Source organism: Mesorhizobium loti, from assembly GCF_003148495.1.
Taxonomy (GTDB): domain Bacteria; phylum Pseudomonadota; class Alphaproteobacteria; order Rhizobiales; family Rhizobiaceae; genus Mesorhizobium; species Mesorhizobium loti.
On sequence record NZ_QGGH01000001.1, the window covers coordinates 1,182,840 to 1,197,222 of the forward strand.

A 14,383-nucleotide genomic window follows, 5' to 3' on the forward strand; every position below is an offset into this window, starting at 1 on the left:
ATGGGCGCTGAGGATCTCCAGTGCCTGGACGAGGGACGAGTGGTCGGCCTCAAACCCTGCACCAAGGTCGGCATGCACAGCACTTGCAGCAAATTATTGCCGTATGATATAGGACATCATACAAATTTCAACATCCCTTTCGCACATCGGAGACTGACCGGAAAATGCAAGAGCGCCCCAATACGCTGAAGGCTGCCGTGACAGCCGGGCGAGCCCATATCGGCATCTGGTGCTCGCTGGCTTCAGCCCTCACCACGGAAATTGTCGCAGGCTCTGGAGCCGGCTGGCTGCTGATCGATGGCGAACACAGCCCCAACGATTTGCGCAGCATCATGGCCCAGCTGCAGGTCATGGGCGGCTTCGACAGTGAGGCGGTGGTGAGGCTGCCCTCCGACGATCCCAATTTGATCAAGCAAGCGATGGACATCGGCGCGCGCAGCCTGATGATCCCCAATGTGCGGACGGCGGATCAGGCGCGCAGCATCGTTGCCGCGATGACCTATGCTCCGGCCGGCTTCCGGGGATTCTCGGTCGCCCACCGCGCCAACGCATTCGGCCGCATCGCCGGCTATCATGGGCGGGCGCGCGAGCAGCAACTGCTGGCCGTGCAGATCGAATGCGAGACGGGCGTGGCGAACGCTGCCGAGATCGCGGCGGTGGATGGCGTCGACGTCCTCTTCGTCGGACCCGGCGACCTTTCCACCAATATGGGCGCGATGGGCAATCCCGGTGCGGCGCACGTTCAAGAAGCGATCGCCTCGGTGCGCAAGGCAGCAACAGCGGCAGGCAAGGCCAGCGGCATCCTGGCTCCTGCAAAGACCGATGCCGACCGCTACCTCGCCGACGGCTTCACCATGGTTGCCGTTGGTTCCGATCTCGGCCTGCTCGCCCGGGGCTCGGATGCCCTGATCGCTTCGTTTAACCAATAGGCCGGACACAGAATATGGCGATCCCTTCCTACAAAGCGCCGTCGCGCACCGCCTACGACATCGTCATCGTGGGCGGCGCCGTCGTCGGTTCGTCGACCGCCTACTGGCTGAGCCAGGCGCTGGGCAGCGGCGCCTCGATCCTCGTGGTCGAACGCGACTCGAGCTACGAGTTCTCGTCGACAGCGCTCTCCACCAGCGCGATCCGGCAGCAATATTCCAATCCGATCAATGTGAAGATCAGCCAGTTCGGCATCGAGATCATCCGCGGTTTCGAGGAGCGGATGGCGCCCTTCTACAAGGACGAACCGGCACCCGACCTCGGCTTCAAGGAGCATGGATATCTTTACTGCTGTTCACCTGACGGCGTCGAAGCGGCGCGCGAGCGTGTCGACCTGCAGCGCAGTCTCGGAGCCCACACGGTCTTCCTCGAGCCGGGCCCGCTGAAGGAGCGCTTTCCCTGGCTCAATGTGGAGGATCTCGGCGGTGGTTCCTGGGGCTCCCGGGAAGAGGGCTGGTTCGATTCGATGGGGCTGTTGAATGGCTTCCGCCGCGCCGCCCGCGCCAGCGGCGTCGAGTATATCGACAATGCCGTGACGGGGCTGGATATCGCCGATGGGCGGGTCGTCTCGGTGCGCCTCGCGACCGGACAGACGGTTCGTTGCGGAACATTGGTCAACGCCGCCGGCCCACGCGCGCAACAGGTCGCCGCCATGGCCGGCCTGTCGATCCCGGTCGCGCCCTACAAGCGCTACAGCTTCGTCTTCGCCAGCGCCAACCCGATCCCCGGCCGGATGCCCAATGTCATCGACCTTTCCGGAACATTCGTGCGTCCAGAAGGCGAACTTTTCCTCACCGGCAACACGCCGCAAGGCGACGGGCCGGCCGGCTACGATGACTTTGAAATGCACCATGAAGAGTTCGACGACTACATCTGGCCGGCACTCTGGCACCGCATTCCGTCCTTCGATGCACTCAAGGTCCAGACGAGCTGGACCGGCCACTACGAGTACAACATGCTCGACCACAACGGCATTGTCGGCTTCCACCCGCAGGTGACGAACTTCATGTTCGCCAACGGCTTCTCCGGGCACGGGCTGCAACAGTCGCCAGCCGTCGGTCGGGCCGTTTCAGAACTCATCGTCCACGGGTCTTTCCAGACGCTCGATCTGTCGCCGTTCTGTTACGAGCGCATAGAGCGCAATGAGCCGTTCCTGGAAGAAGCCGTGATTTGAGACCGGCTCTTGAGTTGCCGACAAGCTCGGTACACGGATGCAAAGTGCTATACGCAATGCATAGGGCGGTGGTGTAGAATGATGTGCAATTCGGCGGCTCTGCTGCCCACCGACAACTTGCGAACGAGGTGGAGGATTTGATGCGGAACACGATGCTGGGCTTCGCGGCACTTGCCCTGGCCGCGTGCCAATCGGCTCCTGAAGCGCCGCAATCAGCCGCTCTCGAACCTGCGTCAGATACTGTTGCTGTTTCTCCTCAACCTGCCCCTCCTGGCTCCGCAATCATGGATCAATCCATGACAATCACTCCCCCTGCGAAGGGCGTTCCAACAAGGTACGCCGCATTTTCGGGCATGTGGGTTGGACGATTGGAGGGGACGGATGAAGCCAAAGTCGCTGTGCAGACGATTTCTCCGAACGGCAAAGTGACGGTCACCTTTGCGTGGGGAATGCTGGGCGATAACAATCCGGGAGAGGCCGCCGGAGCAGGAAAAATTGTAGGGACTACGTTGAAGCTTGGGCGCCTCCCGAATGGTGCGGACGTCAGTTTTATGATGCTGCCCGACGGAACCCTGGCCGGAACCGTTGCGCTTGCCGGCCAGACCTACACGGGCGTATTCATCAGGCGATGACCATCCAACTGGTCACATTGTGGCCGGCTGAATATCCCACTCGTCCTAGGCAAGAATTACGGTGACAGCGCACGTTTTGCCATGTTCGGTCATCGGCGACGCCGAAGCGCCGGGCCCGATCGCCTGGGCAACCTACGCCGGCCACCGCTTCGCTCGCGAGCTGGATGAAGCCGATATCGGCGACGCACTGCCCTTCCGCCGCGAGGTCACGGCGCTGGCGGCGGAATAGAGGCTGGTCTGCGAATGTCGGGATTGTTCAACCATACCGCATTGCACAATTCCTTCGCTTGGTCACAATGCATGCATGGTCCGAACCGCACTCGCCGTCCTGGTGATCGACGAAAACCGCATCCGCGCCGCGATCATCGAGGCGGGGTTGCGCGAGGCCGGCCATGAGCGGGTCACCGTCATCCATGACGTGACCGGTATTGCGCGGCGGATCGCCGAGATAGAGCCGGACGTCATCGTCATCGATCTCGAAAATCCGAACCGCGACATGCTGGAAAACATGTTCCAGCTGTCGCGCGCGGTGAAGCGGCCGATCGCCATGTTCGTCGACCGCTCCGACCAGGCCTCGATCGAGGCGGCGGTCGATGCCGGCGTTTCGGCCTATGTCGTCGACGGCCTGCGGCAGGAGCGCGTCAAGCCGATCCTCGACATGGCGGTGAGCCGCTTCAACGCCTTCTCGCGCATGGCGCGCGAACTGGAAGAGGCGCGCAATGAGCTCGAGAGCCGCAAGGTGATCGATCGCGCCAAGGGCATCCTGATGAAGTCGCGTGGCCTCTCCGAAGAGGCCGCCTACACGCTGTTGCGCAAGACGGCGATGAACCAGAACCGCAAGATCAGCGACATCGCCCAGAGCCTGGTGACCGCCGCCGGGCTGCTGGGACCGGCGGAGGACGAATGAGCATGGGCGCCGAGCACCAGATCACCGCCGGCTTCATGCCGCTCTTCGACAGCGCCGTGCTGGTCGCCGCAAGCGAGTTGGGCTTTGCCGCACGCGAAGGCATCGATCTGACGCTACACCGCGAAACGTCGTGGGCCAACATCCGCGACCGCATCGCCATCGGCCACTTCCATCTCGCGCATATGCTGGGGCCGATGCCGCTGGCCTGCAATCTCGGGCTGACGCCGCTCGCTTCCGAGACCATCGTCCCGTTCTCGCTCGGGCTCGGCGGCAATTGCGTCACGATTTCCAACGCCGTCTGGGCCGGCATGGCGGCGCATGGCGCCGCGCCTGATCTCGATCCGGCGCGCGCTGGTGCAGCACTTGGCGCGCTCATTCGCGAGCGTGCTGCCGCCGGCCATGATCCGTTGCGCTTCGCCGTCGTGCATCCGCATTCCGGGCACAATTACGAACTGCGCTACTGGCTTGCCGCCTGCGGCATCGATCCGACGCGACAGATCGAGATCGTCATCGTGCCGCCGCCGTTCATGGCCGACGCGCTGGCCACCGGGCGGATCGACGGCTACTGCGTCGGCGAGCCCTGGAACAGCGCCTCTGTCGCCGCCGGCACCGGCCACATCGTCACCGTCAAGGCCCAGATATGGCGTAACAGCCCGGAGAAGGTGATCGGCGTGCGCAAGGCCTGGGCGGACGAGAACCCCGAGGCACTGGCCGCACTGCTGCGCGCGCTGCATCATTCAGCTCGCTGGTGCCAGGATCCGGCCAACCACGGCGAATTGGCCGCTGTCATGTCGCAGCCTGGTTTCCTCGGCCTGCCGCCGGCCGTGCAGATGCCGATCCTGACTGGACATCTCCAACTCGGCGACGGCGCGGAGCGGACGATCGACGACTTCTTCCTGCCCTTCGACAAGGCCGCGAACTTTCCGTGGAAGAGCCATGCGCTGTGGTTCTACACGCAGATGGTGCGCTGGGGGCATGTGGCGCACACGCCTGAGAACCTCGCCATTGCTCGGGATTGCTATCGTCCCGACCTTTATCGTTCGGCGCTGAAGCCGCTTGGCGTCGCACTTCCCGGCGCCAATTCGAAAGTCGAGGGCGCGCTCCGCGTCGCCACCGCGGTCGGCGCGACAGGCGCGGGCCTTATGCTCGGTCCGGACGGGTTCTTCGACGGCCAGATCTTCGATCCCGACGAGATCGACGCCTACATTGCCGGCCAGAAATCGGCTCGCGCGGACGCCTGATCATTTCCGCGCCATTCTTGTGCATTGCACAAAAATTGTGCGTGCGATGGTCCTAATGAACAATCTTTGGCCTGCCAGCCATAGGGACCGGTGTGCCGGCGACCGGTACGCACCACTGATTTTATTGTTCTTTTTCATCTCTTTCGAAACTGGCACGGTTCATGCTTTGAGATAGTCAGGCCCTTCACGGGTCACGGAACAGGCGTCCAATGGCGGGCGCCACAGGCAAAGCTGCCGCTCAGGTTCATGCGCTCCCGGTCACCGGGACGCGAAGACCTGGCTGGCGGCTTTTTTGTTTTGATCAACACGCAATCGACGACGCGGATCCCAAGCCGCGCCCAACCGGAGACGACGATGACGAAACGGATCAGGACTGGAACGACCCTCAAAGACATGACGCGCCGCGATTTTCTGGTCAGCAGCGCGATGACGGCGGGCCTGTTCATGGCGGCCCGCAAGCTCTTTCCATCCGGCGCCTATGCCGCCACCACCGCTCCGGAAGTCACCGGCGCCAAGCTCGGCTTCATTGCGCTCACCGATGCGGCGCCGCTGATGATCGCCAAGGAGAAGGGGCTGTTCGCCAAGTTCGGCATGCCCGATGTCGAGGTGCTCAAGCAGGCCTCCTGGGGCGCGACACGCGACAATCTGATGCTCGGGGGTGCAGCCAACGGCATCGACGGCGCCCATATACTGACGCCGCTGCCTTACCTCATGCACACCGGCAAGGTGACGCAGAACAACCAGCCGATGCCGATGGCGATCGTGGCGCGGCTCAACTACGACTGCCAGGGCATTTCTGTCTCCCAGGAATACGCCGGCACCGGTGTCGGCCTCGACGCCTCGAAGCTGAAGGACGCCTTTGCCGCCAAGAAGGCAGCCGGCAAGGACATCAAGGCCGCCATGACCTTCCCGGGCGGCACCCATGATCTGTGGCTGCGCTACTGGCTGGCAGCCGGCGGCATAGATCCCGACAAGGACGTCTCGACCATCGTCGTGCCGCCGCCGCAGATGGTGGCCAACATGAAGGTCGGCAACATGGACGTGTTCTGCGTCGGCGAGCCGTGGAACGAGCAGCTCGTCCACCAGGGCGTCGGCTTCACCGCCGCCACGACGGGCGAATTGTGGAAGGGCCATCCGGAAAAGGCGCTCGGCCTGCGCGCCGAATTCATCGAAAAATACCCGAACGCCACCAAGGCGATCCTGATGGCCGTCATGGAAGCCCAGCAATGGTGCGAGGCCAAGGAAAACAAGGATGAGATGGCCGCCATCATCGGCAAACGGCAATGGATGAACGTGCCTGTCGCCGACATCATCGGCCGCCTCAAGGGCGATATCAACTATGGCAATGGCCGCGTCGCCAACGGCACCGATCTCTACATGAAGTTCTGGAAGGATGGTGTCTCCTATCCGTTCAAGAGCCATGATGCATGGTTCCTCGCCGAGAACATCCGCTGGGGCAAATTCGCGCCGACCACCGACATCAAGGCGCTGGTCGGCCAGGTCAACCGCGAGGATCTGTGGCGCGAGGCGGCCAAGGATCTCGGCGTCGCGGCAGCCGACGTTCCGGCGTCCTCGTCGCGCGGCATCGAGACCTTCTTCGACGGCAAGATCTTCGATCCGGCCAACCCGTCCGCCTATCTCGACAGCCTGAAGATCAAGGCATCGGCTTGACCAGCACAAACGGCGCCTTGCGCCGTTTGTCGCTCGAATTATCTGCCCCACGGAGTTTTTCCCAGACATGTCGATCCAGACTATCGAGGACACAACAGTGAAGGCGTTCCCCGCGAAGCCGGCGGCGGTCATCGCCTTCACCGCCAGGGCGCGGCGCCGCTTCGATCCGCTCGCCATCGCCGGCAAACTGGCGAGCGCGCTGGTGCCGCCCATCATCGTCATCGCGCTGATGCTGGTCGTCTGGCAGATCGCCTGTTCGTCGCCGACATCGAGCCTGCCGCCGCCGACCCAGGTGTGGAACGAGGCCTATGATCTGATCGCGCATCCGTTCTTCGACAATGGCCCGCAGGATATCGGGCTCGCCTGGCGGGTGCTGATCTCGCTGCAGCGCGTTGCCATCGGTTTCGGCCTGGCGGCGATCGTCGGTGTCGCGCTCGGCGCGCTGGTCGGTCAGTCGATCTGGGCGATGCGCGGCCTCGACCCGGTGTTCCAGATCCTGCGCACGGTGCCGCCGCTGGCCTGGCTGCCGCTGTCGCTGGCCGCGTTCCGCGATTCCAGCCCGTCGGCGATCTTCGTCATCTTCATCACCTCGATCTGGCCAATCATCATCAACACCGCCGTCGGCGTGCGCAACATCCCCGAGGATTACCGCAATGTCTCGCGCATCCTGCGGCTCAACCAGTTCGAATTCTTCGTCAAGATCATGGTGCCGGCCGCCGCGCCCTACATCTTTACCGGCCTGAGGATCGGCATCGGCCTGTCCTGGCTCGCCATCGTCGCCGCCGAAATGCTGACCGGCGGCGTCGGCATCGGCTTCTTCATCTGGGACGCGTGGAATTCGTCGCGGCTGCCCGACATCATCGTCGCGCTCGCCTATATCGGCGTCACCGGCTTCTGCCTCGACCGTCTGGTCGCGGCGGTCGGCGCCTTCGTCACCCGCGGCACAACGGCAAAGTGAGGAGAGGGGCGATGACGGCCTATCTGAAGCTCGACCATATCGACAAATCCTTCACGCGTGGTGCCCAGGTCAGCGAGGTGTTGAAGGACATCCGACTGACCATCGACAAGGGCGAATTCGTCTCCATCATCGGCCATTCCGGCTGCGGCAAGTCTACCTTGCTCAATCTGATCGCCGGGCTGACAAAGGTGTCCGCCGGCGCCGTGCTGCTCGAGGACAAGGAGGTCGACAGTCCCGGTCCCGAACGCGCCGTGGTGTTCCAGAACCACTCGCTGCTGCCGTGGCTGACGGTCTACGAAAACATCAACCTGGCGGTGGCGAAGGTCTTCGGCCGTACCAAGAGCAAGGCCGAGCGGCATGACTGGATCATGCGCAATCTCGACCTCGTGCAGATGGCCCATGCCAAGGACAAGCGCCCGGCCGAGATATCGGGCGGCATGAAGCAGCGCGTCGGCATTGCCCGGGCGCTGGCCATGGAGCCGAAGATACTGCTGCTCGACGAGCCGTTCGGAGCGCTCGATGCGCTGACGCGCGCGCATCTGCAGGACGCGGTGATGGACATCCATTCCAGGCTCGGCTCGACGACGATCATGATCACCCATGATGTCGACGAAGCGGTGCTGCTCTCCGACCGCATCGTCATGATGACCAACGGCCCGGCGGCGACCATCGGCGAAGTGCTTGCCGTGCCTCTGGCGCGGCCGCGCCGGCGCGTCGAACTCTCTTCCGACCGGACTTTCCTGCGCTGCCGCGAGGCAGTGCTGAAGTTCCTCTACGAACGCCACCGCTTCGTCGAAGCCGCGGAGTAGCACCATGAGCGAAAGACTTGTCATCATCGGCAACGGCATGGCCCCCGGGCGCATGCTCGAGCACCTTTTGGAACAGGCGCCGGGCCGCTACACCGTCACCATCTTCAACGCCGAGCCTCGCGTCAATTACGACCGCATCATGCTGTCGCCGGTGCTGTCGGGCGAGAAGGCCTATGAGGAGATCATCATCCACGGCGACGGCTGGTACATCGCCAACAACATCACCCTCTACAAGGGCCACAAGATCGTCGCCATCGACCGGGCGGCGAAGACCGTCACCTCCGATCATGGCGTCACCGAACCCTACGACAAGCTCGTCATCGCCACCGGCTCGGTGCCGTTCATCATTCCGGTGCCCGGCCATGATCTGCCGGGCGTGCTGACCTATCGCGATCTCGACGACGTGCAGGCGATGATGCTCGCCGCCCAGTCGCGGGCCAAGGCGGTGGTCATCGGCGGCGGCCTGCTCGGGCTGGAGGCCGCGGCCGGTTTGAACGCGCAAGGCATGGACGTCACCGTGCTGCATGTCATGCCGACATTGATGGAGCGCCAGCTCGATCCGGCCGCCGGCTATCTCTTGCAGCGTGCGGTGGAGCAGCGCGGCATCAAGGTCATCACCAAGGCCAACACGCGGGCGATCACAGGCAATGGCAAGGTCGGGCAGGTGGAACTCGCCGACGGCACCATCATTCCAGCGACGCTGGTGGTGATGGCGGTCGGCATCAGGCCGAATTCGGCGCTGGCCAAACAGGCCGGCATCGCCGTCAACAGGGGCATCGTCGTCGACGCCGGCATGCGCAGCAACGATCCCGACATCTACGCACTCGGCGAATGCGCCGAGGTCAACGGACAGGTCTACGGCCTCGTCGCACCGCTCTACGAGATGGCGCGCGTGACAGCCAGCCAGCTTGCCGGCAACGAGGCGGCTGCCTTCGTCCATATGGACACGCCGACCAAGCTCAAGGTCACCGGCATCGACCTGTTCTCGCTCGGCGACTTCGCCGAGGGCGAGGACCGCCAGGAGATCGTGCTGCGCGACGCGGCCGCCGGCGTCTACAAGCGCCTGGTGCTGAAAGACGACCGCATCATCGGCACGGTGCTCTATGGCGAGACGGCCGACGGCGCCTGGTTCAACGATCTCAAGAAGAAGCAGACCGACATTTCCGAGATGCGCGATACGCTCATCTTCGGCCAATCCTACCAGGGGGGTGCCCCGCTGGACCCTATGGCGGCCGTTGCAGCCTTGCCGGATGATGCGGAAATCTGCGGCTGCAACGGCGTTTGCAAGGGCAAGATCACGGGCGCGATCACGGCCAAGGGCCTGACCTCGCTCGATGATGTGCGGGCCCACACCAAGGCCTCGGCCTCCTGCGGCTCCTGCACCGGGCTGGTCGAGAAGCTGATGGTGCTGACCATCGGCGACAAATACAATCCGGCGGCGGTGCAGCCGATGTGCGGCTGCACGACGCTCGGCCATGACGAGGTGCGCCGGCTTATCATCGCCAAGCGCCTGAAGACCATTCCCGCCGTCATGCAGGAACTGGAGTGGACGACCTCCTGCGGCTGCGCCAAATGCCGGCCGGCGCTCAACTACTATCTCGTCTGCGACTGGCCGGACGATTACGCCGACGACTACCAGTCGCGCTTCATCAACGAGCGCGTCCACGCCAACATCCAGAAGGACGGCACCTATTCGGTGGTGCCGCGCATGTGGGGCGGGGTGACCAACGCCGCGGAGCTGCGCGCCATCGCCGACGTCGTCGACAAGTTCGAGATCCCGATGGTCAAGGTCACCGGCGGCCAGCGCATCGACATGCTCGGCATCCGCAAAGAAGACCTGCCGGCGGTGTGGGCCGATCTCGGCCAGGCCGGCTTCGTCTCCGGCCACGCCTATGCCAAGGGCCTGCGCACGGTGAAGACCTGCGTCGGCTCCGACTGGTGCCGCTTCGGCACGCAGGATTCGACGGGGCTGGGCATCCGCATCGAGAAATTCATGTGGGGCTCGTGGACGCCGGCCAAGGTCAAGATGGCGGTATCGGGCTGTCCCCGAAACTGCGCCGAGGCGACCTGCAAGGATGTCGGCGTCATCTGCGTCGACTCCGGCTACGAGATCCATTTTGCCGGGGCGGCCGGCTTGGACATCAAGGGCACCGAGGTGCTCGGCATGGTCAAGACCGAGGACGAGGCGCTGGAACACATCGTGGCGCTGACGCAGATGTACCGCGAGCAGGGCCGCTATCTCGAGCGCATCTACAAATGGGCCAAGCGCATCGGCATCCCCGAGATCAAGCGCCAGATCATGGACGATGGCGACAAGCGCAAGGCCTATTACGAGCGCTTCGTCTTCAGCCAGAAATTCGCCCAGGTCGACCCGTGGTCGGAGCGCGTTTCCGGCAAGGACAAGCACGAATTCCGGCCGATGGCCTCGGTCGGGTTTGCGCAGGCGGCGGAGTGATCATGATGAACTGGATATCAATCGGCTCCCTCTCGGACATCCCGCGCCGCGGAGCGCGCTGCGTCGTCACGCCCGAGGGAAAAATCGCCGTCTTCCGTACCGCCGACGATCAGGTCTATGCCATCGACGACCATTGCCCGCACAAGGGCGGGCCGCTCAGCCAGGGCATCGTGCACGGCACGGCGGTGACCTGTCCCTTGCACAATTGGGTGATTTCGCTGGAGACGGGCAAGGCGCTCGGCGCCGACGAGGGCGCGGTGCGCAGCATTCCGGTGCGGGTCGAAGGCGAGCGTCTGTTCATTGCGCTGGAAGCGCTGGCCAGCCGCGCGGCCTGAACCATGGAGATCGACGCAGCGCGCGAGGTGAGGACCACCTGCCCCTATTGCGGGGTGGGCTGCGGCGTGCTGGCGAAGGTCGCCGCGGACGGGCAAGTGTCCGTCCGCGGCGACCCCGACCATCCGGCCAATTTCGGCCGGCTCTGCTCCAAGGGCTCGGCACTGGCCGAGACCATCGATCTCGACGGCAGGCTGCTGCATCCGGAGATCCACGGCCGTCGCGCCGGCTGGGACGAGGCGCTCGACCTTGTCGCCTCGACCTTTTCGCAGACAATCGCCGAGCACGGGCCCGATGCGGTCGCTTTCTATGTCTCCGGCCAGTTGCTGACCGAGGATTATTACGTCGCCAACAAGCTGATGAAGGGCTTTGTCGGCTCGGCCAACATCGACACCAATTCGCGCCTTTGCATGGCATCGTCGGTTGCCGGCCACCGCCGCGCCTTCGGCTCCGACACCGTGCCGGGAACCTATGACGATCTGGAGCTTGCCGACCTGATCGTGCTGGTCGGCTCCAACCTCGCCTGGTGCCATCCCGTGCTCTACCAGCGCATCGCGGCTGCCCGGGAAAAGCGACCGGAGATGAAGATCGTACTGGTCGACCCGCGCCGCACCATGACCGCTGATATTGCCGACATGCATCTGGCAATCGCGCCCGATGGCGACGTCGCTTTGTTCACCGGGCTGCTCGCTTATCTCGGCCAGCACAACGCGCTCGACCGCGCCTATATCACGGCGCACACGACCGGCTTCGGGCAAGCGCTGTTCGCCGCCTCCGTGCTCGACCTTGCCGGCGTCGCCGCCGCCACGGGCCTGAGCGAGGACGAGCTTGGCCGCTTCTACGGCCTGTTCGCGGCGACGCCGAAAACAGTGACGGTCTACAGCCAGGGGGTGAACCAGTCGTCCTCGGGCACCGACAAGGTCAACGCCATCATCAACTGCCATCTCGCCACCGGCCGCATCGGCAGACCGGGGGAAGGGCCGTTCTCGGTGACCGGCCAGCCCAACGCCATGGGCGGCCGCGAGGTTGGCGGCATGGCCAACATGCTCGCCGCCCATATGGAAATCGAAAACCCAGAGCATCGCGAGCGCGTGCAGCGCTTCTGGAATGCGCCGGCCATTGCCGGAAAGCCCGGCCTGAAGGCGGTCGAGATGTTCCAGGCGCTGGCCGAGGGGCGCATCAAGGCGCTGTGGATCATGGCCACCAATCCGGTCGATTCGATGCCGGACGCCGATGCCGTCGAAGCGGCGATCAAGGCCTGCCCGTTCGTCGTGGTGTCGGACGTGCTGGCCGAGACCGACACCGTCCGCCACGCCCATGTCCGGCTGCCCGCCGCTGCCTGGGGCGAAAAGGACGGCACCGTCACCAATTCCGAGCGCCGCATCTCACGCCAACGCGCTTTTTTGCCCATGCCCGGCGAGGCAAGGCCCGACTGGCTGATTGTCGCCGAGGTGGGCATGCGGATGGGGTTTGGCGGGGCGTTTTCCTATGAGACCCCGGGGGAGGTTTTTGCCGAGCACGCCGCTTTGTCGGGGTTCGAGAATGACGGCGCGCGGGATTTCGATATTGGCGCTTATGGGGAGATCGATGGGGAGGGGTATGAGGCACTTGAACCGTTCCAGTGGCCAGCGCCCAGTCGTGCCGACCCCTTCTGGCCTGCCGGCCATCTCCCCCTCGAGGGGGGAGATACGCAGCTTCGCGGCCTGCGCACATCCAGCAGCGCAGGAGATTGGCGAAAGCCGAGCGGCGAGCTGATCTCCCCCCTCGAGGGGGAGATGGCCGGCAGGCCAGAGGGGGTCGGCACGACTGAGCTCCAACCTATTCGCTTCTTCGCCGACGGCGGCTATTTCACACCCGACCGCAAGGCGCGCTTCATTGCGATCCGCCCAACCACGGAAATCCGCACCAGCCCCGACTATCCGCTGATCCTCAACACCGGCCGTATCCGCGATCATTGGCACACCATGACACGGACGGGCAAAAGCCCGCGGCTGTCGCAGCACATCGCCGAGCCCTTCGTCGAAATCCACCCGGTGGATGCGCAACGCTTCGGCATCGGCGACGCCGACATCGCGCGCGTTTCCAGCCCGCGCGGCGACGTGCTGGTGCGCGCTCTGGTGACGGCACGCCAGCGCCAGGGCAGCCTGTTTGCGCCAATGCACTGGACCGATCAGTTTGCCGCGAAGGGCCGGCTCGACACGCTGACTGCGCCGCTGACCGATCCCATTTCCGGCCAACCGGCGCTGAAACATGTCGCAGTCCGCATCGAGAAATTCGCTGCTAAAGCCTTTGGCTTCGCCGTGACGCGGCAGAGGCCGGCGCCTGATACCGCGGCCTACTGGGCGGTGGCCAAATGTAACGGCGGCTGGCGGGTCGAATTGGCCTTTGCCGATGACGACATCGACTGGGCCGGCTTTGCCGGGTCACTGTTCGGCGCGTCAGCGGGTGCCGAAATGTCAGCCTATCATGACAGCGACGCCGGCCAGCATCGCATCGCCGCCTTCGACGGCGATCGATTGTCAGGCGCCCTGTTCGTCGCGCCCGGCCCGGTCGCCGTGTCGCGCGGCTGGGCGGCGGAACAGCTGAGCGCCGATCATGTCGACCGGCGCGGCAGGCTGGCGATCGTGGCCGGGCGGCCGGGCGGGATCGATGTCGACCGCGGCGCCATCGTCTGTTCCTGTTTCGGCGTCGGCGCCAACCAGATCGCGGAAGCGGTGCGCCGCGGCTGCGGCAGCGTCGCGGCAATCGGCGCGGCCCTGCATGCCGGCACGAATTGCGGCTCATGCCGCGCCGAGATTAGGGTTATTGTCGACGCACAGAGTCTCCAAGCAGCCGAGTGATTGTCCTCGCCAAGGGGCCTGCGCGACGGTGCTTGTTGGGCTATGGTGGCGCAAGCGTGCAGCGTCAGCACGAATCGTCTTCAGTCAGGGTCATCCAAATGGCAAATCCCCCGCGCCGACCGACAAATCCGATGACTGCCGCCGAAGCGGCTTTCAAGCCGGTGAAGAAGCCGGTCGCCCCGGTCCGCGAGCCTACGGCCGCTCCGGGTGTCAGGGAGCTTGTTTCGATCCGGATCGACCGCGCCGTGCTGGACCATTTCCAGGAGGATGGTCCTGGCTGGCAGGACCGCATCAACGACGCCTTGCGGCAAGCGATAGAAGGCAAGCCTGCTGTCACCGGGGATGATCGTTCAGACGACGAGTAGCGGCTGTTCCA

Annotated in this window: 13 protein-coding genes; all 13 read left to right on the forward strand. The window is 64.4% G+C overall.

The window, feature by feature from the left end; translation table 11 throughout:
• The first annotated feature begins 164 nt into the window (after positions 1-164).
• Complete coding sequence (locus tag C8D77_RS05970) at positions 165-929, forward strand: HpcH/HpaI aldolase family protein (protein WP_109660185.1); 765 nt, start codon at positions 165-167, stop codon at positions 927-929.
• A 14-nt stretch (positions 930-943) separates the two neighbouring features.
• Positions 944-2,161, forward strand: coding sequence for an NAD(P)/FAD-dependent oxidoreductase (locus C8D77_RS05975; RefSeq protein ID WP_109660187.1), 1,218 nt, complete (start codon positions 944-946; stop codon positions 2,159-2,161).
• Between the two features lie 140 nt (positions 2,162-2,301).
• Complete coding sequence (locus C8D77_RS38245) at positions 2,302-2,793, forward strand: hypothetical protein (RefSeq protein WP_109661325.1); 492 nt, start codon at positions 2,302-2,304, stop codon at positions 2,791-2,793.
• 61 nt (positions 2,794-2,854) lie between these two features.
• Positions 2,855-3,022, forward strand: a complete 168-nt coding sequence (locus C8D77_RS37490) for a hypothetical protein (RefSeq protein WP_170136637.1) — start codon at positions 2,855-2,857, stop codon at positions 3,020-3,022.
• Positions 3,023-3,097: 75 nt separating this feature from the next.
• Positions 3,098-3,700: an ANTAR domain-containing response regulator gene (locus C8D77_RS05985; RefSeq protein ID WP_109660189.1), complete on the forward strand. Its 603-nt coding sequence runs from the start codon at positions 3,098-3,100 to the stop codon at positions 3,698-3,700.
• Between the two features lie 2 nt (positions 3,701-3,702).
• The gene (locus tag C8D77_RS05990) at positions 3,703-4,941 is read left to right on the forward strand and encodes a CmpA/NrtA family ABC transporter substrate-binding protein (RefSeq protein ID WP_170136696.1); all 1,239 of its coding nucleotides are present in this window, start codon (positions 3,703-3,705) and stop codon (positions 4,939-4,941) included.
• A 354-nt stretch (positions 4,942-5,295) separates the two neighbouring features.
• Positions 5,296-6,612 carry a CmpA/NrtA family ABC transporter substrate-binding protein gene (locus C8D77_RS05995; protein ID WP_109661327.1) on the forward strand — a complete coding sequence of 439 codons (1,317 nt, stop codon included), beginning with the start codon at positions 5,296-5,298 and terminating at the stop codon, positions 6,610-6,612.
• A gap of 67 nt (positions 6,613-6,679) precedes the next feature.
• Positions 6,680-7,570: a nitrate ABC transporter permease gene (gene ntrB / locus C8D77_RS06000; RefSeq protein ID WP_109660193.1), complete on the forward strand. Its 891-nt coding sequence runs from the start codon at positions 6,680-6,682 to the stop codon at positions 7,568-7,570.
• An 11-nt stretch (positions 7,571-7,581) separates the two neighbouring features.
• Positions 7,582-8,379, forward strand: coding sequence for an ABC transporter ATP-binding protein (locus C8D77_RS06005; protein ID WP_109660195.1), 798 nt, complete (start codon positions 7,582-7,584; stop codon positions 8,377-8,379).
• A 4-nt stretch (positions 8,380-8,383) separates the two neighbouring features.
• Entirely contained in the window at positions 8,384-10,834 is a 2,451-nt protein-coding gene (nirB, locus tag C8D77_RS06010; protein WP_109660197.1) for a nitrite reductase large subunit NirB, read from the forward strand.
• A 5-nt stretch (positions 10,835-10,839) separates the two neighbouring features.
• Complete coding sequence (gene nirD / locus C8D77_RS06015; RefSeq protein ID WP_109661329.1) at positions 10,840-11,169, forward strand: nitrite reductase small subunit NirD; 330 nt, start codon at positions 10,840-10,842, stop codon at positions 11,167-11,169.
• Positions 11,170-11,172: 3 nt separating this feature from the next.
• Positions 11,173-14,007: a nitrate reductase gene (locus tag C8D77_RS06020; protein ID WP_109660199.1), complete on the forward strand. Its 2,835-nt coding sequence runs from the start codon at positions 11,173-11,175 to the stop codon at positions 14,005-14,007.
• A 98-nt stretch (positions 14,008-14,105) separates the two neighbouring features.
• The gene (locus C8D77_RS06025; RefSeq protein ID WP_109660201.1) at positions 14,106-14,372 is read left to right on the forward strand and encodes a BrnA antitoxin family protein; all 267 of its coding nucleotides are present in this window, start codon (positions 14,106-14,108) and stop codon (positions 14,370-14,372) included.
• Positions 14,373-14,383 lie beyond the last annotated feature (11 nt).

Bases quoted from the DNA above. Each gene is read 5' to 3' on its own strand.
- C8D77_RS05970 (WP_109660185.1), top strand. From the start codon at position 165: ATGCAAGAGCGCCCCAATACGCTGAAGGCTGCCGTGACAGCCGGGCGA.
- C8D77_RS05975 (WP_109660187.1), top strand. From the start codon at position 944: ATGGCGATCCCTTCCTACAAAGCGCCGTCGCGCACCGCCTACGACATC.
- C8D77_RS38245 (WP_109661325.1), top strand. From the start codon at position 2,302: ATGCGGAACACGATGCTGGGCTTCGCGGCACTTGCCCTGGCCGCGTGC.
- C8D77_RS05985 (WP_109660189.1), top strand. From the start codon at position 3,098: ATGGTCCGAACCGCACTCGCCGTCCTGGTGATCGACGAAAACCGCATC.
- C8D77_RS05990 (WP_170136696.1), top strand. From the start codon at position 3,703: ATGGGCGCCGAGCACCAGATCACCGCCGGCTTCATGCCGCTCTTCGAC.
- C8D77_RS05995 (WP_109661327.1), top strand. From the start codon at position 5,296: ATGACGAAACGGATCAGGACTGGAACGACCCTCAAAGACATGACGCGC.
- ntrB (WP_109660193.1), top strand. From the start codon at position 6,680: ATGTCGATCCAGACTATCGAGGACACAACAGTGAAGGCGTTCCCCGCG.
- C8D77_RS06005 (WP_109660195.1), top strand. From the start codon at position 7,582: ATGACGGCCTATCTGAAGCTCGACCATATCGACAAATCCTTCACGCGT.
- nirB (WP_109660197.1), top strand. From the start codon at position 8,384: ATGAGCGAAAGACTTGTCATCATCGGCAACGGCATGGCCCCCGGGCGC.
- nirD (WP_109661329.1), top strand. From the start codon at position 10,840: ATGAACTGGATATCAATCGGCTCCCTCTCGGACATCCCGCGCCGCGGA.
- C8D77_RS06020 (WP_109660199.1), top strand. From the start codon at position 11,173: ATGGAGATCGACGCAGCGCGCGAGGTGAGGACCACCTGCCCCTATTGC.
- C8D77_RS06025 (WP_109660201.1), top strand. From the start codon at position 14,106: ATGGCAAATCCCCCGCGCCGACCGACAAATCCGATGACTGCCGCCGAA.